The sequence below is a fragment of the Pseudomonas sp. SWRI81 genome, from assembly GCF_014268545.1.
In the GTDB taxonomy this organism is placed as follows: Bacteria; Pseudomonadota; Gammaproteobacteria; order Pseudomonadales; family Pseudomonadaceae; genus Aquipseudomonas; species Aquipseudomonas hamedanensis.
The window spans coordinates 32,875-58,428 of record NZ_JABWQS010000001.1 but is presented as its reverse complement, the minus strand read 5'-3'; the positions used below and the strand labels follow the sequence as shown (position 1 = coordinate 58,428).

The window sequence follows — 25,554 nt, the reverse complement described above, 5'->3', positions numbered from 1 at the left end:
CATATGGGATTCCTTTCAAAAGTTTGGGGCGGCATAACCAGTCTTGCCACATCTACAGTCAATATAGCCAAGTCGGCGTGGGAAAAAACCAAAGAGGTTGCCGGCAAAGCGATCGGCTGGATGGCGGAAAAAGCCGAAACCTTCGTGGGCACCGTGAAAAGCGTCTGGCAGAAAGTCAAACCCTACATTGCCAAGGTGGTGCAGCCAGCCCTCAAGGTAGCAGCCCAATGGACGGCCATGGCGCTGCCTGCCTTTCCTTGGGTCGCCGGCGCCATCACCGCCTTCGACAAAGCCCTGGATGCCTTATTGGCCTGGGACAAGACCTCTATGGCGAAAAAACTCGATGCAGCTATCCACTGGGTCATCCAGAGAGCCAAAGACCTGCACAACGTCAACCTCAATAAAGAGGAAATGTCCACCGCTGCGCAACACGAAGAAACTCTGCGCGAGGCCCGCAACGAAGTGCGGGGCGATGCTGCGAAGGCGATTGACCTGGCCAGCCTGATCACCAGCTATGCCCAGCTCTCCACTCGTATTGCGCATGTAATGGAGAACAACAATATCGAGGATTTCGAGCACTATCTGCGCCTGCGCGCTGCGCAGAAGTTGCTCAAGGACACCGAGAGACGCCTGATGCTCGCCCAGGACATCCATGCCATCAACGCCGATGACCTATTCCTGATGGAGATCGGTGCTGAACTGCTGAAGAAAGTCCCGACCATCAGCGATGCCGACACACAACACCTGGACGACGTCGTTTACGCGCGCTTCCAGCAGAAGCTGATCCCGTTCGTGTTTGAAGAAATGATCATGGCCTGGGGCTGCAACCTTGACACCATGGAAAATGAATGGAAAGCCGAGAACCAAGCCATCTCCAAGGATCAGATACTGCTGCGCCGCCTAGAAATCGGCCAGCGCCTGTCTGAATTGGATACCGAAGAAGCTGCAATACTGGCTGACCTTCAAGTTAAAGTCCCAGCCTTCAAAGCCCAGATGGACAGCAAGCGCAAGCGCACCAATGAAATGCGCAGCTACGTTTTTGCCGCTGAAGGTTTCCTGCAAATGCTGGAGAAAAATCCCGAGGACTTCGCCGACAAGGAGTACCTGCTCGAAGACAGCAGCGCCGCCGGCATGATCATCATCGAGTGTGCTCAGCACGGCAAACAATGGGAGGAACTCAGCGAATCCGAGCAATTCCTGATTATCGACTTCGCCAACATCTATGAAGAAGCCAGTCGCGCCCGAGCGGCCAAGCTGGTCGAGGTGGCCGTGTGAATCCCGAAGAAATCCTCGCCTTTCTAATACCGGGAAACGACCCCATCCAGTTGGTTTTTGGTAGCGTTTTCCTGATCCTGATCGCCGCTACCCTGATCGGTGTATGGCGTGGTGCAACGCCGGCGTCCTGGGAAAAAAAGTGGAATGGTAACGGCCAGATCGGCGACCACGCAGATAACCTGGATGTCGAACATGGCTCAGTCAATGAAATCAGTGCGGCCGTCGCCAGCACCGGCGAAAAACTCGCTGACATCATGCCAGGCATTCTGCTGATTCTAGGTTTGCTCGGCACCTTCCTCGGCCTGGGTATCGCCTTGAACAAGGCCTCAACCATCCTGCTCGAAGCCAACGCTGGTGGCGGCATGGACAATGCCATGGCCAACCTGATGGGCATGATGGAAGGCCTGGGCACCAAGTTCAAAACTTCGACGTGGGGCATCATGGCTTTTCTGTTGATCAAGGCCTGGTCCGCGCACAATGGCTACGAGGAGCGACGGCTGCGCTGGTGTGTCGGCAAGATGAAAGCCGCCTTCGAATATAGCCGCCAGGCACAGTTGCAGGAGCGTCAGCAAACCCAACATGCACTGATCGAGGCCTTGGGCAGAATTGACCAGACGCTGGTCAACCAATGGCAAGCCCAGCACGCCTTACTCGACACCCAATGCAAGCTGAATAAGCATGCCGGTATCACCTTAGTGGCGACCCACAAGGCCGTTCAAGACTTGCAACAAGCCTTGGTGCCAGAAGTTCGCACCCTAAACACCAGCCATGAGCAGGCCCGCGATACTCTGCTGGAAACCGTCAATAACCTGCAGCAACACGGCCTCACTCTGAGCGCGACCCACTCCGCCATTCAAGAGCTGCAGCAAGCGTTGATACCCGAGGTGCGCAGCCTCAACGCGAGCAATGCCCAGGCCCGCGATGCACTGAAAGAAACTGTCAGTAACCTGCAGCAACACGGCCTCACTTTGGGCGCGACCCACACTGCCGTTCAGGAATTGCAGCAAGCTCTGGTACCCGAGGTGCAGACCCTCAATGCCAGCAATGCCCTGGCCCGCGATGCACTGCAGGAAACCGTCAGCAACCTGCAGCAACACGGCCTCACTCTGAGCGCGACCCACTCCGCCCTTCAAGAGCTGCAGCAAGCTCTGGTACCCGAAGTGCAGAGCCTCAACGCCAGCAATGCCCAGGCTCGCGATGCACTGAACGAAACTGTCAGCAACCTGCAGCAACACGGCGTCACTTTGGGCGCAACCCACTCCGCCCTTCAAGAGCTGCAGCAAGCTCTGGTACCCGAGGTGCAAGCCCTCAAGAGCAGCAGTGAGCTGGCCCTCGATACGCTGCGCGACTCCGCAAGCGCTCTGCAGCAGAGCAACGAAGGACAGCAGCTACAACTCAAGGCCACCCGCACTGCGCAAAAAAGCCTGGAGCAAGTCGAAGCCAGTCTCAGCAACCTGAGTGCAATCTCCGAAGCTGCCACGCAGATGGCCAGCGCCGCCAGCGATGTTGGGCAGTCCGCTGGTGAGTTGCAGTCGGTCATCAGTGGTTTCAAGGACGGTGTGGCTGATGTGCTGGGCAGCATCAAGCAGGATCTGGGTACTACCATCGACCAGATGGGCAACAGCTTCACAGACAACATGGCCACTATGTCCGCGACCATGGCCAACGCCACCGACGGTATTTCAACGGCCGTCACCGATCTGTCCAGCAGCGTCAGCCAGACGATGGATAAGATGAAAAAGTCCAACGAAGACTCGATGGAGATCCAGAAGAAAGCCCAAATCGAATTCCTGGCGACCAGCCAAAACCTGAACATGAACATAGGAGGCATGACAGGCCTTGTCGAGGACCTGCGCGAACGCATCGTCTCGGGCCTCAAGGCCGTGTCAGAAAGTGGCCGGCGCATGATCGCCGTCGACTCTCAATTCAAGGAAGTAACAGAAAAGGCTGCCCGCAGCGCCGTAGCTATCGAAGAACTGGTCGCCGAACTGCAGAACCTTCAGCACTCCAGCCCCTTGCAACCGGTCATGGACGCCGTCGCCGGCAGGGTAGATATGATCGGGCACAGCTTGCAGCGCCTCGACGAGCACATGCTAGCGCTAAAGTCTGCAGCCGATGACGAGCGCCAGTTGCAAGCCATTAGCCAATTACAGGGCCCACTGGAGCGGATCGTCGAGCGGCTTGAATACCTCGACACCCGTCTCGAGCAGTTGAGTCTCGATGCCGAAGAGGCGTGAAGGTAGCCCTCCATGAAAGACAAACCAAATGAATGGGTCTCCATCGCCGACCTGATGGCCGGGGTTATGGCCGTGGTCATGCTGCTGTTGGTGATGTCGGTGCTGCAGAAGACCTACTCCGACCTCAAGCACAAACAGGAGATGGAAAAGAGCAGCACCTCACAGCGCGAAAAGGTCGGCGTAATCCTCAGCCAGCTCAAAGCCTCGCTCGAGACCAGTGAGAACGACGGGCTGGTGGTACTGGATGTCAACGCCCAGAAGATGACCCTGCGCGACGGTATTTTCGGCCGCGGCAGCGCCTGCGTGACTGACCAGGCCAAGCAGGCATTCGTCAGCATCGAAGCGCGCATCGCCGATTTCCTGGCCACGTTCAGCAACGGCAAAGTGTATGTCGAGGGGCACACCGACAACCTGCCGGTATCGCGCCCAGTCACCAACTTCGAAGCGTTCTGCACGGTATACGACGACAACTTCACACTTTCCGCCGCTCGCGCACGCGAGGCCCGCAAGCTGATCATCGGCGACCTTGATACGGCCAGCGCCAAGCGCGTCGTGGTGGCCGGTTACGGCGACTCCCAGCCTATCCCTGGTATCGCACCAGAGGATGCCCAGCAACGGCGCATCGAAGTGCGTTGGGTGATACAGGAAGATCGCTAGACCTGGTTCGCCATACTTTTCTCCACAAATAAAGGATTCCAGTAATGGGTATCACCTACAGACAAGATGACGATCTGGCGTTCCTCCAGTACTGCACGGAGGCAGACATCTGCCAGTTGGCCAAGTACCTGATGCTCGATAACGATGGCGAAAAGCGGGTTGCCAGCGAGATCGCTAACGATGAGCAATTCAAAAAACTGGAGGGCCAGCCGGACCAGTGGCGCCAGTGCTGGAAACTGGTGGCCGGTGAACTGCAGCATTTCGGTGGCGACTCGATCGTTAACTTGTTTCGCCGCCAAGGCGTGCTGTACAAGGAAATGCTTTGCGACGTCTGCGACAAGGCAAAAGCCAAGTACGACAGCAAAGCGTCTGCCTATGACATCGAAAACAAGTTGATCGAGCGCCTGGTCGAGCAGTCTTGGGACAGCATGTCTGACGCCGAAAAACGCAAGGCCATGGAATCGATGAATATTCCTGGCGCCATTGAATCCATGCCTCTGGCCGCAATCATCAAAGCTATCAGCTCAGGCGGCATAGGGTCCTTCGAATGGTCTGCCTGGCTCGCCAATTCCGCCCGCCAGTACTTCGGCAATGCCTTGGTCATGGGTGCAGGTGGCGCCGCTGCTCTGATTGGCGGACGCGCCGTAGCAGCCTTCGCCGGGCCAGTCGCGGCTATCGCTGTGACCATACCGTTGCTGAGCGGCACCGCCTACCGGGTTACGATTCCAGCGGTCATCCAGATCGCCTACATGCGTCGCAAATACGAAAAAGAGGACCGTTTCTGATGCAAGCCGCCGCCGATCTACTGCAGAAAATCTGGGTTCTCGATGAAGCCGCCTTCTCCAAAAAGCTGCTCGACGCCCTGGCTCAGGGTAAAGCCGTCATTCATGACGGCGTTGCCTACTGGAAAGCAGGCAGCGGTGAGACAGGGATCATTCAACACTTGCCGTTCAAGGAAACAATGATCAAGTCCGCCGAAGAAGCGATCAAAGCTGCACAAATGACCACCGTCATGGCCGCAGCCGCTTCCACTTGCGTGATCCTCGGCGCGTTGATCATCCAGACCAAATATCTGGCCGCCAAACTCGACAAGATCCAGAACACCGTAGACGAAATCGCCAAAGACCTGCACGCCCAGAATATTGTCTATTACATGGACAAAGTCACCGACTACATCGGCGGGATAGAAGTCGCCCGCACCCTGCTGAAGGACCGCAGCCTGGCCCATGAGATCAGGGAAGTGGCCTACCCACTGCTAGCCACCGCAGCAGCCAAGCGCAATCACGCGCTGTCGTTCATCGACAATATCCTCAACCTTGCGCATAACAGCAACGAACTGACCAACAAGCATTATGAACTGGTAGTCAACTTCGCCCACATGATGCTGGAAATCATGCCCCTGGGAATGCACACCGAATACCTGCTGGCCGCCCGCGTCGGCAAACCACAATTGGCCCAGCAAATCCTGGAGGACGGCGCCGAGCGCTACCAAGGGGCCATGAATCTCTACAAAAACTTCCTAAACGAACAACACCGCAGCCTGATCCGCGGCAGCATCGGCGAAAAGGCCGAAATATTCCATCGCATCGAACACAAAGCCAAACAACTGATCCACTCGGAAGAAAACCGGCTGCTGCTGTCCCTGCCCAATGGTCGTATGGCTATTCTGGAAGCGGCCTGAGTCCCAGTCCAGAGCTGAAGCCTGATCGCTTGTTACAGCTTGCATGCAAGCGATCAGACCCGGATCTTCAACTGGGATGTAAGCCCACTTCTGAGGTGCTCAGCTGATCAGACTCAGGGCCTCACAATGCCGTTTACCAAGTCATAGACCAGCGTAAACGCTACGTCCGCTCGCGAGGTGTAATTGCTGCCCTTACTTACAGCCATCAACACCGCCGCAAAAACTCCGCCACCACTTTATCCAACCACCCTGCCGCCCGCATCCTCAATTCCTTGCTCCCACACTTCGGGCAGCGCTCAAACCACTCCCCAGGCCGCAGTGCATCGCTCAGAGGCACCACGGTTTGCTTCCAACCACAGTTGTCACATACAAAGGTAAAAGGCCTCGGTGGCATCGGCATCACTGTTCTCCTGAAGTTGTTTCAATAGCCGGGATACGCCCGCTCGATCTGCTCATCAAACTCCCCGCCAACCCCACAGTACTCACGCGGAACACGGTCAATATCGTCGGCCATTTGCTCGATCACCTCACGCAGTTCCAACTGGATGAGCCAGCGCGCCGGGATAGCGGCAGCGCCGTATTGGGCGCCGAGCAGGTGGCCTGCTATCAGGCCGGTGCTATCGCTGTCGCCGCCGTGGTTTACGGACGTGATGACGCCGCTTTCCAATGAGTCCGCAAACAACGCGCACCATAGACCGATGGCCAGGGCTTCTTCGGCGACCCAACCACCACCGAGTTCGCCAATGCGTTGTGGGGTGGGCTGGTAGCCTTCGTAAAAGAAGAACAGCACGCGCTCGATGAGGCTGTGGGTTTCTTCCATACCGGGCTTTTGCCCATAATTGGCCATGCTTTGAGTGACTGCGTGCTCTAGGCTGTCTTGCCGATCGACAATGCGCTGGAGAATATCTGCGAACAGCCCAGCCGCCAGGTAGCCCGTAGGGTGCCCGTGGGTCAGGCGCCCTGACTGGGCAGCGTAGTCAAAGGCGTTAGCAAAGAATGCGCAGGGCGCAACGCGCATTAAGGCGCCACAACCTTTGCTGTTGTTCTCGGCAACAGCGCCCAGCCGCGGACTGGCCTTGAGTGCACCGAGGCTGGTAGTACCAGGGGCGCGGCGAGCCCAGAGCGCCAGTTGCCCGATCAGCCACCCATCCCTACTCACCGGTATCGCCGTAGGGTAATCCTGGGTCACCAGCCAGCGCAGCAAGGCATGATGAATAATGCTGGGGACGTGGCAAGTCCCTCGTGAACTGCCGCGCACATATGCCCGCAGCAAACCTTCTGCAGTGAAAAGCATCATCTGCGTGTCGTCGGTGATGGCACCGGTGATACCGTAAGCCGGGGCAAAATCGATGATTCCCTGTGGACCGAACTTAGCTTCGATTGCAGACCACTCTAGAAACTCCACTGGTGCGCCTAGCGCATCGCCGACGGCGCCACCCAGCAGGCAGCCTTTGATCCGTTCAAGTCTGTTCATGCCCTTTCCCTTATCCCTCTGCCGGAATCAATTCCTGCAAAATCACCAGCTTTCTTTGCAACTGCTCGATGTGCGCTTTCTCAGCGCGCAGCGCCGAGCGCAGCTCCCGGATCTCCATCTCCCAAATCCGTGCCCAGCGCGCATCCTTTCGACAGGCAAGAGTCATTTGCCAGAGTTCACGCAACCTCAGGTACTGCAGCAGAAGCACCAGCAGGATTACCCCCATCATCACCAATGCCGCTGTCGAAACCGCTTCCGACATACTCATGTCCACTTCCTTTCGTGAATTCGATTCATTTCGAAGACAGACATAAGATATGTAGTGATTTACGACAGGTCTAGAATGTAGACTTATACAGGTAAAGTATTCACGCACATGGAGAGGTTATGAAACGCAAGCAGTCCATCGAACAAGTCCGCTGGGATCTGGCACTTCGCTATCGTTTGATTGAGACCGTTGTCTGGTGGGAGGGCCGGCTGACCACGGGACACTTGATCCAGAGCTTCGGCATCAGCCGTCAGCAGGCGTCCAAAGACATCAATACCTACATCACCGAACATGCGCCCCGAAACTTGACATATGACAAGCAGCTCAAGGGCTATGTGCCGAGCAAACTGTTCAAACCGCTGTTCATCGACGACAGCGCCAGCGCCTATCTGCACCTGCTTTATCAGAACAACGAGCGAGCTCCGCACATCGAAGGTTTGGCCCTGGCCTATGCCCACACCAAGGTGCTGGAGGTGCCGGACCGCTCAATCAAGGCCGAGATTCTTCGACCGCTTCTCAAGGCTTGCCGTGACCACCTGTGCCTGGAGGTCGACTATGTATCTCTGAATAGCCCCATTCCAGAAGGCCGGCTCATCGCGCCGCATACCTTGGTCTATACCGGTATGCGTTGGCACGTACGCGCCTACTGCGAGAAGAACCGCCAGTATCGCGATTTTGTGCTTAGCCGATTGCGCGGCGAACCAGCACTGGACGGGAAGTCCGAAAACGGGATTGATGAGGATGAGGTTTGGAATACTGAAGTAACAGTGATCATAGAGCCCGACTCCCGATTGACTCCGGCACAGAAGGCAATCATCGAAGCTGATTTTGGGATGCTGAATGGCCAATTGCTGATTCCGACCCGCAGGGCGCTGGTAAAATATGTATTGCAGCGATATCAGATCGATCCTACAAAAATGGAGCCTCGACCTGAAGCCCAGCAGATTGTCGTGAAAAACCTGACTGAGTTGGAGCCTTGGTTATACAGCTGAGCAGAAATCCCCCAACGAGGACGCTGTGGGCTGAGCGACGAAAAAAACCGCTCAAATGCCGTGCAAGAAACCACAAAAAAGTGGGGGAACAAATGGGGGATCAGAACGTTTTTCAAAACACCTAAATCATTGTTTTTCAAAAAGTCAGAGGCAGCACGGTCCCGGAAAATGTTGTCGACGTTTGGTGGCCCTTGATGGCTGCGTCCCCCTGCGTGCATCGCCTGCTTGTTTCCACCTCGCCTCACTGACATCATCAAGCCATCACTTGGGATGAGACTTGTCATTCCACCCCTCCCGCAGGTTCCGCCAACTCCAGGAAAAACGCTACACATGACGCAGCCGATCAAGGACGAAGTTCAAACGCTGCTAAGCGGCCTCGTCACCCCCGATATCGTCGTAGCCAGCACCTCCGTTGCCGCCTTGCTAGGCGGCCAGTCGATCCGCGGCAGCGACGACCGCCACATAGAAGGCCGGTTGACCATCCCCGAATACCAGCGCCCTTACCGCTGGCAGATCAAACATCTGCAACGCCTACTGAACGATCTCACCGAATACTTCTCACCGCCTACCGGTGCAACACCGCCTGAGCACGACTTCTACCTGGGTAGCATCATCGTCCACCAATCGCGCCCGACAAGAATGCGCACCGACGTCTTGAACATCATAGATGGCCAGCAGCGCCTGATTACCCTGGCATTGCTGGCACATGTGCTGAAGCAACGAGATCTCGCCCAAGGCATCGAATTGGCCTCTCCAGAGTCCCAGACCCGCGCCCTGGGCAATCTGCGCTGGCTTGAGCAACAGCCGTTGCCATCGGTGGACTTCTCGCGGATGAACATCACCTTGGTCGTCACCCGCAGTGAAGATGACGCCTACCGCTTTTTCGAGACGCAGAACACCGGCGGGGTCCGACTGGACGGCCCAGCGATCCTCAAGGCACATCACTTGCGCGGGGTGTCGCGGCAAGAGCAGGACAAGCACGCGCGGCGCTGGGAGGCCTGGGGCAAGCTGGACGACACGATGGATGCGTTGATGAAGGCGCGTCACTGGCAACACCTGAAGTGGCGCAGTCTCTCGAGCCACCGCCAGCCACTGCAGATGCGTGAGGAGATCGTCGCGGAGTTGGCCGAGCGCACCGGGCAGGGCCTAGATATGGCGTATCGCACCGCGCGGGTCAGCCATTTTGGCCAGGGCCAGGCTTTGCAGGTGGACAGTGGATATGCGATGCGTCAGCCAATCAATGCCGGTACCAATGCCATTCACTACTTCGATTATTTCCATGAACTGCGTCGGACGGTATTGATCAGGCGTGATGACAACAGCCTTGCGTCTTTTCATCAGCTGTACGACGAGTTGGTGGTTAAGGCCAACGGAAGCGAATTTTTACGCAAGCTATTTGACTGTGCGGTGTTGCTGTATGTCAGCCAGTTTGGTCGACAAGGGCTGTTGGAGGCGGCGTGCTGGTTGTTCAGGGTGATTTTCTCGCCGCGGTTGAGCAATGAAAAGGCCGTGCGTGAAAGCACAGCGCAGAGCTTTGCCAAGCACAATCCGGTGTTGGACTGGATCGCCTACAGCTACACCCATGACGAGCTGATCGAAATCTTGCAGAGGTTCAGTTATTCCATTGCCGAGCGACTGGATGAGAATAGTGTGAAGTACCGGTTCGTGCGTACTGTGCAGGCGTACTTTTCGATGGGATCGAGCAAGCCGGGCGAAGCGCTTCAGACGGACTTTGATGGTGAACTCAAGCATGTCATCAACCGCATGCTCGAGAAACTCTCCTCCAGCCAGGAAGGTGTGCAATGAGTACCAGTGTCCGTTCCTATGTCCAGGCGCCAGCCTTGTTGTGCGCTGCAGAGATTACCCTGGTCGTCCCCAGCTACCAACGTCCTTATGTCTGGCCGAGCGAGGATGTTGTCGGTCTGTTGGAGCAGATCATGGTGGCCTGCGACACCGACGCGCCGCATTACTATATCGGCACGGTATTGACGTCCGCCGTCACCCCACGCGACTCAGGACACCCCCATACTCTCTATGAAGTGATCGACGGTCAGCAGCGCATGACCACCTTGATGCTGCTTGCCCTCGCGCTGACGGCGGTGGTGCCCGACAACGCCCTGGCGAAGTTCATCGTATGGAACAAGCAGCCCCGGCTGACCTTTGCCATTCGTGACGAAGTGCAGCGACTGTTTGCGGCGTGGGCCGGGCTTGATGCCGAGGAAAATACGGGCAGGGCCTCTGAGTCGGACGAAGCTTACATCAAGCACTTGTCCGCTGCCCGCAAGGCGCTTGCCGATCGGTTGGGCGCTTTGCGCAGCCAGCGGGGGGAGACGTATCTGGCCGAGGTGGCCGAGTACCTGTATGCGAAGGTGCGATGGGTGAACAACATCATGCCCCCGGGCATGGACCTGAACCGACTGTTTTCGACCATGAATAACAGCGGCGTGCAGTTGGAGCACAGTGACATTCTCAAGTCCCGTCTGCTGGCTGTGATCGAGACGCAGAAGCTGCGCTTCGATGCTATCTGGCAGTCCTGTGAGAACATGGAAGATTTCTTCGAGCGCAATCTGCGCAAGGTCTTTCCGGATGCGGATTGGAAACGCCTGAAACAGGATGACCTGGCCAGGCATTGTGTGACGACCTTCCCTCTCAAACGCGTCCCCGCCGGGGATGTGCAGGGTAAGACTATTGCACAGTTAGCCAAACTGTCAGTGGTCGAATCGGACGAGTCCAAAGCACGGCAAGAGCCCGTACGTTATTGTCGCCCGATTATCAGTTTTGGCCTCCTGCTGATGCACGCCTACCGCATCTATCTCAAGGAGCACAGCCAGGACGATGTCGAGGTGCGCCTGCATGACAGTCGGCTCAACGACTACTTTGCCGACTTCATCGCCCACGCCACCGAAAGACAGGCTAAGACCTTCATCGAATGCCTGTGGGCGGTGCGTTATCAGTTCGACCTGTGGGTAGTAAAATGGCTGCCGGAGGCTGACAGCCAGGTATGGAATCTGCGTCAAACCAGCGTCAGCCGAAGCCGCTCCGACAACGGCTGGCGGCTTGTCCGCACCCGGCTGGAAAGCAGCGACCTGAGCCAGTTGCAGAGTGTGCGAAACTTCACCGGCGAGCGAAGCGCGCAGTATTGGTTGACGCCGTTTCTCGGGGCGTTGGTGGCTGGCGAGGCAAAGACGCAAGCGCAGGTCGTGGCGCTGCTGGAGCGCATTGACAATCAACTGTCGCTGGCCGAAGACAGTCAGAAGGAAGCCAGTTTTGCGCTGTTGGCCGGTCACGACTTCGCCATGCGGGGCATCGACACAGTTATCGATGACTTGAACGAGCCCAACGGCACTCGCTTCGAACATTACTGGTTCCAGAAACTGGAATACATTCTCTGGCGAGAGCGCAGCCGCTTCGGTTTCTTTGACGCGTCCAAGCTGGCGGCCTACCGAATCACCTCGAAGAACTCTGTGGAGCATGTCCATCCCCAGCGGGAGGAGTTTGGCGTTGAGTTGGCTAAGGTTCACCTCGACAGCTTTGGCAACCTGGTGCTGCTGAGTCCTGGCGAAAACTCGTCCTATAGCAACCAGCGCGTCGGTAAGAAGCGAGAAGACTTCAAGGGCAAGCCCCGTTACGACTCGCTCAAACTTGCTCACATCTTCAGTGGCAAAGCCGAGATGGAATGGGATGCGCCTGCTATCAACCGGCACCAGGCGCAGATGTTAGTGCTGATCAAGGAGCACTATGACGCGACGGGGACCTAAAGACTGCGCCCGGTCCCACATGACCGAACGCATCACTGGGGAGGGACTGGGCGAAGTTCGTGATATAGACGACGTAATCTCACACTAAGCTTGCCACAGGGATGTCCGCTTCGGGCAGTTCTCTGCCTATCATGATTACGAAGCATGCTGGTCAACTCCGATGCAATCGGTGGTCAGATCGAAGCAAATGGGTGGTCAAGTGGAGTGCAGTATTCCAATTGGTATTCCAACTAAAAATAAAAACAGATATTAATGTTATAAATCAATATCTTACTGAGCGACTTCAAATTACCCCGGCCCAACTCTCAACGACGAAGCCCGCCAAGTGCGGGCTTCGTCGCACCTGCCCTTCGGAACCGCAACACCCTATTCCCTGACCAGAACGGCCATACCCATCCACAAGCGTCGTGCCCCCAAGGATCAGCCAACACAGGCCCGAAAAAATCCCGGAGATAGCCAAACCACAGCCATCCCTTTACCATCCCGCGGCTGGCTGGATGCCTCGCAGAGAAAACCGGTTGGCACATGGGATACTCAACCTGCACAAGGAAGGCGACAAAACATGAGCTTCATCGAAACAATTCAATCCAAGGAAGTCGATATCTACATATCGCTTTTCTTCACTATCCTCGGCCTGTTTCTGGGCGCCATTCTGGATCGATTCCTGAAAGGCAGCGCACCACAATCCGCCAATCAGCCAGGCCACTCTGTAAACCTGACCTTCAACACGGTGGTAAATCCGCCGCCGGGCGTGAACGCCGCCAGCACAAACCAAGATATGACCCCGGTCATCTGGATGATGATGGTGGTTGCCGGGCTCATTTATCTGTTTTTCAGGGTTGAAATACTCAACCTGCTTTCCTGGATCACGCTGTTCACTATTTCACTGTGGGCTGGAGGAGCGCTGCATAGCCTTTACCGGGGCTTCTTCGCGGGCAGTCAGTGGGTCGTTGCGCTGTTTTTTTCCTTGGCATTCTGCGTGGCCGCCACCTTCATCACCGACGAAGCCTTTACGCCTACTCTGGCGCCACAAAACTTTCAGTACAGCCAGCAGATCATCAATGAGCAGGGCCTGACGGGGATAAAAAAATATTTCGTCTTGCTAGACATGCACTGGTTTTTGCTGCACTTGGCAGGCGTAATGCTGTTCATCTACACCAGCCTTCGCATGATGCTTTTTTCAACCTACTTCATCGTTGCGGGTGCTCATGCCAATAATAATGGCACTCACGAACCATGGCTTTCCAGAAAAACCCGTAAGTACGCCAATCTGCGCAAAAACATCATCTTCATGCCGATCTTGCTGGTTCTCGCGTACCTGCTCGCCTCGGGTCTCGCTTTCGACTGGTTCATCCACACGATGCCAAATCAGGTCAATGCGTTGATGAATACGGTGCTGTATGGGCGCTGATATTTTCATGACGAGTTGAAGAAAAACTGTCGGGACGCCTATTAAACAGGCTGAAGCGAGATGATTTTTTCTTCACTGCGCCTAGCCCGGCCAGCCTGTAAGTCCGAATAGTCACGCCGAACCCAGTGGCTTCACCGCCACCGCAGCCTAACTAAAGCAAACCACTCTCCAGCAAAAACCCCTTAGACACCCGCTCAATCGACTCCCGCCCCACATCAACCCGCGAATTAAGCCCCGCAATCGTCTCATCATCCAGCTTGGAAGAAAGCGCATTCAGCAACTCCCCAACCTTCGGATTCGCCTCCAGTACGTCTGTACGAATAACCGGCGTCAACGCATAGCCAGGAAAGAACCCCTTATCATCCTTCAACACCAAAAACCCAAACGCCGGTATCCGCCCATCCGTCGACAGCACCAACGCCAAATCCACCTGACCATCCCTAAGCGCCTGATACGTCAGCCCACCATCCATCCGCACAATGTTCTTGCGCTCGAATTCAAACCCGTACTCCTCCTGCAGCGGACGCAGCCCATCGGGCCGGGAGAAGAATTCGGCATTCGATGCGAATTTGTAGGATTTTCCCGCTTCGATGTTTTTTGCCAGATCGCTGATCGAGACGACGCCATCCTTTTCGGCGTCCACTTTGCGCATGGCAAGTGCGTAGGTGTTGTTGGCCCTGGACGGGTTCAGCCAGGTGATGCCCTTTTGCGCATCCAGTTCGCTGATCCTTTTATAGGTTTCCTCAGCGCTGAGTTTGTCGGTGACTTTGTTGTAAGTAATCAGGGAGGTGCCGGTGTATTCCCAGTACACATCGACCTGGCCGTTCTCTTGCGCCGCGCGCAGTACCGATGAACCCAGGTCCGCGCGTTTATCGACCTTGTAGCCATTGGCGCGCAGTAGTTGTGCGGTCATTTCGGCGACCAATTGCTGCTCGGTAAATTTCTTGCCGCCGACGACAATTGCACTGTTGGCTGAAGCGTTGCCGACTACACCGGCAACAAGACTAAAACTGAAGATCAGACTGCCTAGCATTCGATAAATCATCGTGCACCTCATGTTATTGGTTTAGGTGGAGGGTGTTCAGATTCATTGGCGCCCGACCATTCTTAAGCCGCGAGAGACGGCAACATGTTGAATCAAGCCGCATCCCAGATCGACGGCAATCGCCAGGAGCGCGGTCGATACGGCGCCGGCCAGCATCATGCCGAAGTCATTCAAGTCGATCCCGGTGAAGATCAACTCACCCAGTCCGCCGCCACCGACCAGGAAGGCTAGCGGTGCGGTGCCGACGTTGATCGCCAGCGCCGTGCGGATGCCTGCGAAAATCACGTTCAGCGCGTTCGGAATTTCAACTTTCCACAGTGTCTCCCGTGCCGTCATGCCCATGGCTTCGGCCGCTTCGACCAAGTGCTGCGGCACCGCGCGCAGCCCTTCGTAGGTGTTGACCGCGACGGGGAGCAAGGTCGCGACGAACAATCCGATGATCGCCGCCCCGCTGCCAATGCCGATCAAGCTCATGGCCAATGCCAACAGTGCAAGTTTGGGGATCGCCTGCCCCACGTTCAGCACCTGCAGACTCGCCATGGCATAACGCTGGTTCGCCGGACGGCTCATCCAGACACCCAATGGAAGCGCAATGGCGATGGCCAACACCCCGCTGACTGCGACGATCTGCAAATGCTGGACTGTCAGGTAGCTGATGTCGCCCCAGTAGAACTGCAGCCCCTGCCAGAATCTGATGAGTAAGTCAGACATCGTCAGTTCACCGCCGGAGTGATGTTTTCAACCAGTCGCGCCAAGATGTCAGCCTGATGCACATAGCCAATAAAGCGGCCGTCGCTCTCGTTGCAAAGCGCCCAGTCCTGCCCGCGACCGAGAAGTTGCGAAAGCACTTGGCGCAGGTCGTCTCCGGGCTTGACGATCAAGTGCGAGTGCGCCGCGATGCCGCTGTTGCTGCCGACGACCTGCATGTGTTCGCGCGGCGCGATCTTGCTGACGACGTCCGCCGCGCGCAGCAGGCGCAAGCGTTTCATGATCCGATCGCCGCCCATGAAGTTCGCGACAAAGTCGCTATTGGGCCGGGCCAGCAGATCATCCGAGCTGCCGAATTGCTGGATTTTTCCGTTGTGGAACAGGGCGACGCAGTCGGCCATCTTCACCGCTTCATCGATGTCGTGACTGACGAACAACACGGTTTTGTTGACGAGGCGCTGGATGCGCATGAATTCGTCCTGAATCACTTCGCGATTGATCGGATCGATGGCGCCGAAGGGCTCGTCCATCAGCATCACCGGCGGATCCGCTGCCAGGGCACGGGCGACGCCTATGCGCTGCTGTTGCCCACCGGAAAGCTCACACGGATAGCGCTTGAGAAATTTCGCCGGATCCAGCGCGACCACTTCCAGCAACTCGGCTGCGCGCTTACGGCTTTTGCTTTTGTCCCAGCCCAACAGACTGGGGACGACGCAGATGTTTTCCTCAACGGTCATATTCGGGAACAGACCGACTTGTTGAATCACATAGCCGATGGAACGTTTGAGGGTGACGCTGTCCAGTTCGGATGTGTCGCGACCATTGATTCTGATTGTGCCGGACGTGGGCGTGATCAGTCGGTTGATCATTTTCAGCGTCGTGGTTTTGCCACAGCCCGACGGTCCGAGCAGTACGCAGATTTGCCCTTCTTCGACATTGAACGAGACATCCTCTACCGCCGTGACAGCGCCGAATTGCTTGTTCAGGTTTTCGATCTGGATCACGTCGTCGCTTCCTTCATTCGGCCGGTGGCCAGTTTGTTTTTATTCAAGCCGTTTGGTGTCAGCAGGCGCTGCAAGCCATACAACGCATAATCGGCCGCAACGGCGATGACACTGATGACGATCGCACCGGCCAAAAGCTGTCGCGTGTCCGATTGCGCAATGCCACGAATGATCAAGCTGCCCAAGCCACCGGCGCCGATGTAAGCCGCAATGGCAGCGATGCCGATGTTGATGACGGTGGCCATCCTCACGCCGGCCATGATCAGCGGCACCGCAATCGGCAACTCAACCTTACGCAGTCTCTGCCCGGTCGACATGCCCATGCCGATTGCGGCTTCACGCAAGGCCGGATCGATGTTGGCGATCGCAGTGGTGGTGTTGCGGATGATCGGCAACTGGGCGTAGAGAAACAGCGCAATGACCGCCGGCACCACGCCGATCCCGTAGCCGATCTGCGACAGCGCTGGAATCATCAACCCGAAGAGCGCGGCGGAGGGAATGGTCATCAGAACGGCGGCGAAGGCCAGGACCCACCGGCGTGTTCTGGGGTGCTGGGAGATGGCGATTCCCACAGGCACGCCGGTCAGAATTGCCAGCCCCACCGCTATCGCCACGATGAGCAGGTGCTGGCCGAGTAGCAGACCGATCAGCCCAGCGTTTTCCAGAATGAAACTCAATGTTTCCATGAGGGTTGTGCCTTCTGTACGTCATTGTTGTTTTTATCGGTCGAACATCTGGATTGAGCGCCGTGTCTGGACGGAACAGTACCGCGCCCGTGCAAGCACTCTGAGCTTGGAGTTCGACGATTTCTATCAAAAAATCGACGTGACGCAACCAGCTCGCATGAAGTGCAGCGCTTTGGATAGATGGCAGATGGCTGTATGCGCGGTCGTCAAATGAAGAGACTCGCCAGAGTTCTTCGCTTGGCGGGCGGAGTCATTAGCTAGCTATGGGATCTTGCGGAGTGACGTGGTTCGGTGGATGCACCGTGCAACGAAATCAGGAATGAGCATCATCAAATTTCCGCCGCTCTTCTCCGGGCGTACAGCCCCAGACACGGCGGTAAGCAGCACCCAGATGTGATGCCGAAACGAACCCACAGCTGTAGGCAATCGACGCAATGGGCTGGGTACTTTCACGCAGCAACCGGCGTGCTTCGTTCAACCGCAGCTCCAGATAGAATTTTTTTGGCGTCATGCCGAAATGCTGGTGCCACAGACGCTCAAGTTGCCGATGGGACAGATTGCATCGGTCGGCGATGTCTTCGATGCCGACGGTGTTCTCCAGATTGTTCTCCATGAACGCGATGGCGGCGGTCAGCCGGCGATCATGAATGCCGAAACGCCACTGGATCGACATTCGCTGATGCTCTTCCGGTGCGCGTATCCGGGCGTGCAGAAACTGTTCGGCAACACTTGCCGCGAGCGGATTACCGAAATCGAGCGCGATCTGCGCCAGCATGAGGTCGATGGCCGCCGTGCCCCCGGCACACGTCCAGCGGTTGTCATGGTTGACGTAGAGCTCCCGGGTGACTTCGATCGTAGGGAATTCTTCCGAAAACTGGCTGATGGATTCCCAATGCAACGTACAGCGCTTGCCCTCCAATAACCCAGCGCGGGCGAGGATGAACGTGCCGGTGCTGAGTGCGCCGACGGTGATCCCGCGCGATGCGGCGCGTTGCAGGAAACGCAGCATTTTCGGTGGTTTCTGATGCTCGGTGTCCAGGCTCGCCAGGACAAACACGCGATCCAGTTCCGGCGCCTGATCAACCGGCACGGTATTGATTTCAATATCGCTGCTGGAGCTGACCGGTCCGCCTGATTCAGTCAGCAGGGTCCACTCATAAAGCGTTTTGCCGGACAGCCGATTGGCCGCACGCAACGGCTCGCTGGCACCCGCCAATGCCATCATGGAGAACTGCGGAAGAATGAGCAGCCCGATTCGCTTGGTCGTACAGTTATTCACAGACGTCGCTGAATCGATGGGGGCTGTCATCGCCAGATCCTTTCGTGGGGGCCAGCCGTCCGAGCGAACGGCTTTCGACCCGCATGTTAGGGGCTGGGCACGCATTCAGCCATACAGGAACAAGCCCCGCAAGGCTGGGGGAATCGCTGCGAGACTTCGATATTCGAGGTCTCGCAGGAGAGTGGCGAGCGGATCAGCCCCGTGCGCGGATGGCTTCGTCGATGCTCTGGATCATTGATTTGAACACCGGGTTGTCAGCCTGATTCTGCTGACCATGTTGCATCTTCGAAATGATCAACGCATGCGCGCCGGCATCGCCCGGGTAGTTTTGATGCAGACGCACGGACTCCGATGGCATGTGCAAGGTGTTGTCGGCCCCATGAATGATCAGCGCCGGCGGGAAGCCTGTTGCACCTTCGATGGATTGCTCGGGGTCATATTGCACATAGGACTTATAGGACTTCGCCGTCACGTGAGTGCAACCCGGCCAACGGTCCGCGCCGCCCGCGTCGGTGTAGCCGCCCAGTTGCTGGTCCACATAGGCTTGGGTTTCAGGATCCAGCGGGTAGTAACCGAGTCGGGTCTCATCGGTGCCGGTGTCGAACGGCGGAATCGGCGCATCATCGGCGAGTTGCGCAATGGCCGCATCGGCCGCCCGCGGATCTGCGCGCAAGGCCTGCAATTTACGGATGTTGGTGTAGCTCATCGGCACCCAAAAACGGATCTGCTCAGCACCGGCTGCGGCGAGCTCTGCCACCGCTCCAAGGCTGGCCACCGAGCCCATCGCCCACGACGCGACTACTGGCATTTCACCGAAATTCTCACGTGCCCATGCAACGGCCCCCAGCACTTCATCCTTCTGGTCTTCAAGAATGACGTTGGTGATGACCTTGTCGCCTGACTCGATGGTGTTACGGATGTGTTTGTTGGAAAAAAATCCCGCCACGTCATAGGTCATGACGCGATACCCCTGGGCCGCCAAGGCGCGACCGAACAGCTGGCCGTACATCGTGACCCCGCCGGTGAAGCCGGAGTTGAAAATTACCGGCGGCAGTTCTTGCGACGCAGCGTCGCGTTGTTCCGGCTGAAATACCGTGCCTTTGAGGTTGAGTGTTTCATCGCCGTACTTGACGCTGAAGTTGATGTCTCTTGTTGTAATGTTCGTCATTGCTGGTGATCTCGAAGGGAGAGTGTGGGCGTAGATCAACTTGCCAACTGGCCGACTGCTCCTCGCAGAAGTTGGCCAACAGGGATTTGGGTTGCTTTGGAAACATGCGTCGCAACGGCATCAACAAAGTTGAACGCCTTGTTCGGATCGAACAGCTCGGAATACTTGACTCCCTCGTTGTCCGTTCCGACATGAGGGGCATCGGTTGCTTCCAGTAGGATCTTGTCCGCGCCAACGGCGCGGACAATTTGCGTCACGAAACGAGCGGTTTCTTCGGGATGGCTACTCGTGCGATAGCCGGGCCCCTTGAACCAGACATTGCCGCGTGCCTTGGCCTCAGCAAGCAGCGCGACCCAGGCAGGCTCGGTGATGCCCCGCTCACGGTGACAAGTACCCAGGTGATCGATGATGGCCCGCACATCGCGAGGGATCTGGCGCAGTACGCGCAAATTCGTCTCGGCTTCTTTTGCGTAAATGTGCAGATGCTGGTGCGGTTGCAGGCGTTGATAAAACGCCAGCCATTGCTTATCGCTGAACCGGGTGTAAGAAATGGTTTGCGGTCGTGCATCGTGCAAAACGATGCGGGCGCCAATCACTTGTGGGTGCGAAAGACGCTCTTGTGTGGCGTAAGCCGGTTCCGCCTTGATCGTCCCCACTAACCTCACGGTGCCGTAACGCTGAGGGTTGGCCGCCTGAAGATTCTGAAGTTCGTCAAACGAGGCAAATACGTTTTCCGAGTCCGGCAGAATACTCAGATGGACGTTATTGATTAGCGTCGGAGCAATACCGGCATCAATCAAGTTATCCAGATAAGCCGTCAGCGAGTGCGGTTCCGGTAATGTATAGGGCAGCGAACCTGCAACGCGGCGCAGGTCCTGCGAAGTAAAAAAATGAACGTGACTGTCTGTTCTTTCAATCAACCGCAGCATGATTTTTGTTTCCTGCATTTGTGCGAAAACAATAATCGTCGTCTGTCTTTCGTCGCTCCCGCCAATCCGACGTGTAGTATCAAAATCTCGCCATGCGCGATTTTGTGAGCAAAGATGTTTTGGAGAACACCGCTTGGATTTACGGGAGTGAACGCCGGGGGATGGCGAAAAAATGATTGGGTTCGCGCCTGATTTCCTTGCCGATCCCGCCCCTCAAATCGAGATGAATTTTTCTTCACCGCCCCCTGCCCCGCGAACCGGTAAAGTCCTCCTGCTCATTCAAGAAACTACGGTTCGCCCGCGCTCCTAGCGGGCTTTTTTTCGCCCTTTATTTCCCACACCTTGCCGCCCCCCACCATTTGCGCGACTCTGCCAGCATCCCCCCTCGCCAAGGATCGCTCGATGCCGCTGTTATCCCTGCCCTGCCCGCGCCTGACACTGGCCATCCTCTCCCCCGATCAAGCCGAGCTGGAAACCGCTTTCTACCAACGCAACCTGCGCCACCTCGCCCCTTGGTCCCCCATCCGCACCACCGACTACTTCTCCACCGCCAACATTCGCCGTCGCCTCGAGATCCAGGCCAGTGCCTTTGAGGCCGGCCTAGCCATGCATTTCGCGCTGCTGACTCCGGACGGCCAACAAATGATCGGCGCCTGCAATTTCAGCGGGATTATTCGCGGGGCGTTTCAGGCGTGTTATTTGGGGTATCACATCGATGAGGCCCATCAGGGCCAGCGTTTGATGCAGGAGGCGCTGGAGGCCGGGATCGGTTACATGTTCGATACGCAGAACCTGCACCGGATCATGGCCAATTACATTCCTGGCAATGAGCGCAGTGCGCGGTTGCTTGAGCGCCTGGGCTTTGAGCGCGAGGGTTACGCAAAGGATTATCTGAACATTGCCGGGCGCTGGCAGGACCATGTGCTGACGGCGCTGGTCAATCCCGGTTTCGAGGCGCCGGATCAGCGTTGGTCGCGGCGCCTTGGCTGACCTTCAACCCACGTTTTTCTGAACGCGTTCAGAGCAAGACTTCAGGCTGAGCGCTAAAGACTTTCTGTGTGCGTTTGCCCACTACCGGCAGTTCCAACCGCGTGCGTCCGTAGAAGGCCAACGCCGTCAGCAAACAGGTCAGCCATACGAAGATTCCCGCCCAGAACGTGTGGGACATGTAGTGCCAGCCCTGCAGGACGCGGGTGGTGCCGTAGATCAAACCCAGCAGCAGCGAGCCCCACAGGATTGCGCTGGAAAAACGCCATTGATACCGGCGCGCCACGAAGTACAGCGCCAGCATGGTGAAACCGCCCGACGCATGGCCGCCCGGCCAGCAGCGGCCACTCCCGGCTTCATGGAACAGTTGGAAGTTGCTGTACCACTCGATGTGAGGCATTTTCCCGCCGTACAACGTGGTTTCGATCGGGCAGTAAACGCTGGTGTGGGATTTAAGGAAGTGGATCACGCCCGTGCAGAGCGCGAACGCGACCACGACAAAGAAAAAATCCCTACGGTGATTTGCGGTAAAGCGCAGCACGGGCGCGACTTTATTGCGTTCCAGAAAGGCGCCAAGTCGCGGGCGTTTGTGCGGATTGATCAGTGGCCAGACCAGCGACAGCATCGCGCCCATCAAGGCGATTTCTGCCGTCCAGTTCGGAATGATCCGCGCCCACTTGTGGGTCAGTTTTTCGAAAAAATGGATTTTATCGATCGGGAAGGTTTGCGTGAGCGGGTCGAACAGTAAATTGCTGAAGGCGATGTCGATTCGGGTCATGTCGAACATCAGAAACACGACGGCCGCACAGACCAACGGAATGCCGACGTTATACGCGTAGAAACGGGATTTCATTGGGTAGTTACCGTGCGCCAGTCGGAGGCTTCGATGAAGCCGAGCATCTTCGGAGTCGCCGGGTTGGCAGCGGAGACAAACAATGACGAGCCGTAGCCCATGTTCGAGGCCGGCGCCTTGAGGTCTTTCTCGATCTGCGCCATGCACTCGCTGTGGGTCACCAGAATCAGGTTGCGCCCGGGGATCTTGTGCGCCAGCGCATCCTGCAGCATGCGACCTCTGCAGTTGATCAGCCAGTCGTCGCCACTGGCGGCGTGGTTGAACATGTAACCGGCCGTCTGCACCGTGCGCATTGACGGGCTGTTATAGATGTCAGCGTTGGCCAGGCCCAGTTGCTCGAACCGGGCGCCGACTGCCACCGCGACACTGCGCGAGCGGTCGGTGATGCCGTCATTGCTCCTCAGGCACGCAGCTTTGGAGTGATCGCAACGCTCGACGTGGCGCACCAGCACAATCATCTCGCCTTTGGCCCACCCTGTTGCCAAAGCCTGCGCACCCGCAATATTACCGTGGGCCAGGTCCGGCACTGCGTTGGGCGCCAGCAACCACAGGGTCAGCGGGATGACCAGTATTGATGCCGCCAGCACCACCCATGTATCGCGCAAACGCGCCAGACCGCTCAGGTCGATCGAGCGTTTGATGCCAAACAGACTCAGTCTCAATTCCACAAAAAACGCCTCGCCGCTTTGCATTGCAGGTCATTCGATGCGGCGAAGGTACGCAGACGCGCGTGGTCAGCCAGTGAAAGCCATGTGAAAAAGTTCTTGGGATGGGCTGCTATGAACGCCATCCGACAAAAACCTTTCAGCTCTCGGATTTGCGGCCGATACAGACCTGCTAACACCCCTGCTGGCTCAAAAGAACAACAATCTTCCAGCCTAACCGACGACAAGAAACCCAACGTTTCTGGAGGATTTGCATGAATAGCTGGTTCGGTAACATCAGCGTGAACATGAAACTCGGCCTGGGCTTCGGCCTGGTTCTGGCCCTGACCTGCATCCTGGCGCTGACCGGCTGGACCAGCCTCGGTGGCCTGATCGACCGCAGCAACTGGATGAGCGACATCACTCAGCTCAACTCCGGGCTGACCAAACTGCGCGTAGTGCGTCTGCAGTATATGCTGACCAACGGCGATGAAACCGCCGCGCAAAACGTGCAGACCACCCTTGAAGGCTTCGCTGCTCAGCAGCAGGCGCTGATCAGCAAATTCAAGAGTCCGGAAAACGTCAAACTGCTCAAGCAGCAGGCGGCGACCATCGCTGAATACCAGACCTCGCTGAACAAAATGCGCAACGCCTATCGCACCGGCAACAGCGCGCGCGACACCATGAGTGCCAACGCCCAGACCGCGTACAACCTGATCGAATCGATCAGCCAGCGTGTGCAACAGATGGAGTTGAGCGATCAGCGCTTCGAGCAGTTCCAGGCCGTCACTGCGGCGAAGGAAGCGTTCATCCTCGCGCGCTATGAAGTGCGTGGTTACACCGCGACCAGCAATGCCGACACCGAACAGAAAGCCGTCGGCCAGATCGACGCGGCCATCGCCAGCCTCAAACCGCTGAATGCGCAATTTGCCGCGACTCAACAAGACGCGTTGCGCCAATTGGAAACCGCGCTGACCAGCTATCGCAGCGCGTTGATGGCGTACAAGAACGCCAACACCGAGGCCGTGCAGGCGCGTAAGGAAATGACCGATCAGGGCACGACTATCGTCGCCCTGAGCGAGCAGTTGTATCAGATTCAACTTGACCGTCGTGATGCCGAAAGCGCCCAGGCGCGCACCTTTCAGTTGATCAGCACGTTGCTGGCGCTGCTGGTGGGCATCATTGCTGCCGTGATCATCACCCGTCAGATCACCCGTCCGTTGCGCGAAACCCTGGCCGTGGTCGAACGCATCGCCAGCGGCGACCTGACCCAGAACGTCACCGTCACCCGTCGTGACGAACTGGGTGTGTTGCAGCAAGGCATCGCGCGCATGGGCGTGACCCTGCGTGGCTTGATCAGCGGTATTCGCGATGGCGTCACTCAGATTGCCAGCGCCGCCGAAGAGCTGTCGGCCGTGACCGAGCAGACCAGTGCTGGCGTGAACAGCCAGAAGATCGAGACCGATCAGGTCGCCACCGCCATGCACGAGATGACTGCCACTGTGCAGGAAGTCGCGCGCAACGCCGAAGAAGCCTCGCAAGCCGCCGCTGCTGCGGATGGCGAAGCCCGTGAAGGCGACAAGGTAGTGAACGAGGCCATCGCGCAGATCGAGCGTCTGGCCAGCGAAGTGGTGCGTTCGACCGAAGCGATGAGCGTGCTGCAACAGGAAAGCGACAAGATCGGCAGCGTCATGGACGTGATCAAGGCAGTTGCCGAACAGACCAACCTGCTCGCGCTCAACGCCGCGATTGAAGCGGCGCGTGCCGGTGAAGCCGGTCGTGGTTTTGCCGTAGTGGCTGACGAAGTTCGTGGCCTGGCCCAGCGTACGCAGAAATCCACCGAGGAAATCGAAGGTCTGGTCGCCGGTCTGCAGAACGGCACCCAGCAAGTTTCGGCGGTGATGAACAACAGCCGCGCGCTGACCGACAGCAGCGTCGCCCTGACGCGCAAGGCTGGCGTATCGCTGGAAAACATCACCCGCACGGTGTCGAATATCCAGTCGATGAACCAGCAAATTGCCGCCGCTGCCGAACAGCAGAGCGCCGTGGCCGAAGAGATCAGCCGCAGCATCATCAACGTACGCGACGTGTCCGAGCAGACCGCAGCGGCGAGTGACGAGACTGCTGCGTCGAGTGTTGAACTGGCGCGCCTGGGTGGTCAGTTGCAGCAGATGGTCAGCCACTTCCGCGTTTGATGTTCGTCTTGCGCTGAGGCTGAAAAACAATCGCGAGCAGGCTCACTCCTACAGGGTCCAGGTCGAACACAACATGTGTGAACACCTCGAAACCCTTGTAGGAGTGAGCCTGCTCGCGATGGCGGTGGGTCAATTAAATAAACGTTGGCTGACACTCCGCCTTCGCGAGCAAGCCCGCTCCCACACTGGGTTTTGGTGGTACCCCCCGATTTTTGATCAACCCGCAAATACCTGTGGGAGCGGGCTTGCTCGCGAAGGCGGTGGGTCAGGAAAAACATTGCTGACTGATACTGCGCCTTCGCG

22 protein-coding genes are annotated in these 25,554 nt (G+C 57.2%); 11 read left to right on the top strand and 11 right to left on the bottom strand.

The window, feature by feature from the left end:
* Window positions 1-3 precede the first annotated feature (3 nt).
* From HU765_RS00235 to HU765_RS00215, 5 genes are read left to right on the top strand one after another with little or no spacing between them, the layout of a single operon-like run.
* Window positions 4-1,275 (top strand): hypothetical protein, encoded by a 1,272-nt coding sequence (locus tag HU765_RS00235; protein WP_186618617.1) that lies wholly within the window; start codon window positions 4-6, stop codon window positions 1,273-1,275.
* On the top strand, window positions 1,272-3,512 hold the full coding sequence (locus tag HU765_RS00230) for a hypothetical protein (RefSeq protein ID WP_186618616.1): 2,241 nt from the start codon (window positions 1,272-1,274) through the stop codon (window positions 3,510-3,512). Before HU765_RS00235 ends, HU765_RS00230 begins: the two co-directional genes overlap by 4 nt.
* Before the next feature lie 12 nt (window positions 3,513-3,524).
* The gene (locus HU765_RS00225) at window positions 3,525-4,169 is read left to right on the top strand and encodes an OmpA family protein (protein ID WP_186618615.1); all 645 of its coding nucleotides are present in this window, start codon (window positions 3,525-3,527) and stop codon (window positions 4,167-4,169) included.
* Between the two features lie 44 nt (window positions 4,170-4,213).
* Window positions 4,214-4,954, top strand: coding sequence for a DUF3944 domain-containing protein (locus tag HU765_RS00220; RefSeq protein ID WP_186618777.1), 741 nt, complete (start codon window positions 4,214-4,216; stop codon window positions 4,952-4,954).
* Window positions 4,954-5,850 carry a hypothetical protein gene (locus HU765_RS00215; protein ID WP_186618614.1) on the top strand — a complete coding sequence of 299 codons (897 nt, stop codon included), beginning with the start codon at window positions 4,954-4,956 and terminating at the stop codon, window positions 5,848-5,850. Before HU765_RS00220 ends, HU765_RS00215 begins: the two co-directional genes overlap by 1 nt.
* Before the next feature lie 421 nt (window positions 5,851-6,271).
* Here HU765_RS00215 and HU765_RS00210 read toward each other — a convergent pair whose 3' ends face one another.
* Both HU765_RS00210 and HU765_RS00205 read right to left on the bottom strand, forming a co-directional pair.
* Window positions 6,272-7,324: an ADP-ribosylglycohydrolase family protein gene (locus tag HU765_RS00210; RefSeq protein ID WP_186618613.1), complete on the bottom strand. Its 1,053-nt coding sequence runs from the start codon at window positions 7,322-7,324 to the stop codon at window positions 6,272-6,274.
* A gap of 10 nt (window positions 7,325-7,334) precedes the next feature.
* Window positions 7,335-7,592 carry a hypothetical protein gene (locus tag HU765_RS00205; RefSeq protein ID WP_186618612.1) on the bottom strand — a complete coding sequence of 86 codons (258 nt, stop codon included), beginning with the start codon at window positions 7,590-7,592 and terminating at the stop codon, window positions 7,335-7,337.
* A 119-nt stretch (window positions 7,593-7,711) separates the two neighbouring features.
* Here HU765_RS00205 and HU765_RS00200 point away from each other — a divergent pair, with 119 nt between their 5' ends.
* The 4 genes from HU765_RS00200 to HU765_RS00185 all read left to right on the top strand — a co-directional run bounded on the left by HU765_RS00200 (window position 7,712) and on the right by HU765_RS00185 (window position 13,753).
* Window positions 7,712-8,584, top strand: coding sequence for a WYL domain-containing protein (locus HU765_RS00200; RefSeq protein ID WP_186618611.1), 873 nt, complete (start codon window positions 7,712-7,714; stop codon window positions 8,582-8,584).
* A 330-nt stretch (window positions 8,585-8,914) separates the two neighbouring features.
* Entirely contained in the window at window positions 8,915-10,390 is a 1,476-nt protein-coding gene (locus HU765_RS00195) for a DUF262 domain-containing protein (protein ID WP_186618610.1), read from the top strand.
* Window positions 10,387-12,342 (top strand): DUF262 domain-containing protein, encoded by a 1,956-nt coding sequence (locus HU765_RS00190; RefSeq protein WP_186618609.1) that lies wholly within the window; start codon window positions 10,387-10,389, stop codon window positions 12,340-12,342. The genes HU765_RS00195 and HU765_RS00190 overlap by 4 nt, the downstream gene beginning before the upstream one ends.
* Window positions 12,343-12,904: 562 nt before the next feature.
* The gene (locus HU765_RS00185; protein ID WP_186618608.1) at window positions 12,905-13,753 is read left to right on the top strand and encodes a hypothetical protein; all 849 of its coding nucleotides are present in this window, start codon (window positions 12,905-12,907) and stop codon (window positions 13,751-13,753) included.
* A gap of 151 nt (window positions 13,754-13,904) precedes the next feature.
* Here the strand turns inward: HU765_RS00185 and HU765_RS00180 are convergent, their stop codons facing one another.
* The 7 genes from HU765_RS00180 to HU765_RS00150 all read right to left on the bottom strand — a co-directional run bounded on the left by HU765_RS00180 (window position 13,905) and on the right by HU765_RS00150 (window position 20,572).
* Window positions 13,905-14,798, bottom strand: coding sequence for a glycine betaine ABC transporter substrate-binding protein (locus tag HU765_RS00180; protein ID WP_186618607.1), 894 nt, complete (start codon window positions 14,796-14,798; stop codon window positions 13,905-13,907).
* 42 nt (window positions 14,799-14,840) lie between these two features.
* Window positions 14,841-15,509 carry an ABC transporter permease gene (locus HU765_RS00175; protein WP_186618606.1) on the bottom strand — a complete coding sequence of 223 codons (669 nt, stop codon included), beginning with the start codon at window positions 15,507-15,509 and terminating at the stop codon, window positions 14,841-14,843.
* A gap of 2 nt (window positions 15,510-15,511) precedes the next feature.
* Window positions 15,512-16,510, bottom strand: coding sequence for an ATP-binding cassette domain-containing protein (locus HU765_RS00170; protein WP_186618605.1), 999 nt, complete (start codon window positions 16,508-16,510; stop codon window positions 15,512-15,514).
* Window positions 16,507-17,196 carry an ABC transporter permease gene (locus HU765_RS00165; RefSeq protein ID WP_186618604.1) on the bottom strand — a complete coding sequence of 230 codons (690 nt, stop codon included), beginning with the start codon at window positions 17,194-17,196 and terminating at the stop codon, window positions 16,507-16,509. Before HU765_RS00165 ends, HU765_RS00170 begins: the two co-directional genes overlap by 4 nt.
* A 313-nt stretch (window positions 17,197-17,509) precedes the next feature.
* The gene (locus HU765_RS00160; protein ID WP_186618603.1) at window positions 17,510-18,505 is read right to left on the bottom strand and encodes a GlxA family transcriptional regulator; all 996 of its coding nucleotides are present in this window, start codon (window positions 18,503-18,505) and stop codon (window positions 17,510-17,512) included.
* 163 nt (window positions 18,506-18,668) lie between these two features.
* The gene (locus HU765_RS00155) at window positions 18,669-19,643 is read right to left on the bottom strand and encodes an alpha/beta hydrolase (protein WP_186618602.1); all 975 of its coding nucleotides are present in this window, start codon (window positions 19,641-19,643) and stop codon (window positions 18,669-18,671) included.
* A gap of 35 nt (window positions 19,644-19,678) precedes the next feature.
* A complete protein-coding gene (locus HU765_RS00150; RefSeq protein WP_186618601.1) occupies window positions 19,679-20,572 on the bottom strand; it encodes an amidohydrolase family protein in 894 nt (297 codons plus the stop codon).
* A gap of 402 nt (window positions 20,573-20,974) precedes the next feature.
* On the opposite strand from HU765_RS00150, the gene rimJ reads away from it, so the two are divergent.
* A complete protein-coding gene (rimJ, locus tag HU765_RS00145; RefSeq protein WP_186618600.1) occupies window positions 20,975-21,562 on the top strand; it encodes a ribosomal protein S5-alanine N-acetyltransferase in 588 nt (195 codons plus the stop codon).
* Between the two features lie 28 nt (window positions 21,563-21,590).
* Here rimJ and HU765_RS00140 read toward each other — a convergent pair whose 3' ends face one another.
* Together HU765_RS00140 and HU765_RS00135 are read right to left on the bottom strand one after the other, a co-directional pair.
* Window positions 21,591-22,412: a phosphatase PAP2 family protein gene (locus tag HU765_RS00140; RefSeq protein WP_186618599.1), complete on the bottom strand. Its 822-nt coding sequence runs from the start codon at window positions 22,410-22,412 to the stop codon at window positions 21,591-21,593.
* The gene (locus tag HU765_RS00135; RefSeq protein WP_186618598.1) at window positions 22,409-23,080 is read right to left on the bottom strand and encodes a histidine phosphatase family protein; all 672 of its coding nucleotides are present in this window, start codon (window positions 23,078-23,080) and stop codon (window positions 22,409-22,411) included. The genes HU765_RS00140 and HU765_RS00135 overlap by 4 nt, the downstream gene beginning before the upstream one ends.
* Before the next feature lie 251 nt (window positions 23,081-23,331).
* On the opposite strand from HU765_RS00135, the gene HU765_RS00130 reads away from it, so the two are divergent.
* Window positions 23,332-25,251, top strand: coding sequence for a methyl-accepting chemotaxis protein (locus tag HU765_RS00130; RefSeq protein WP_186618597.1), 1,920 nt, complete (start codon window positions 23,332-23,334; stop codon window positions 25,249-25,251).
* The last annotated feature ends 303 nt before the right edge of the window (window positions 25,252-25,554 follow it).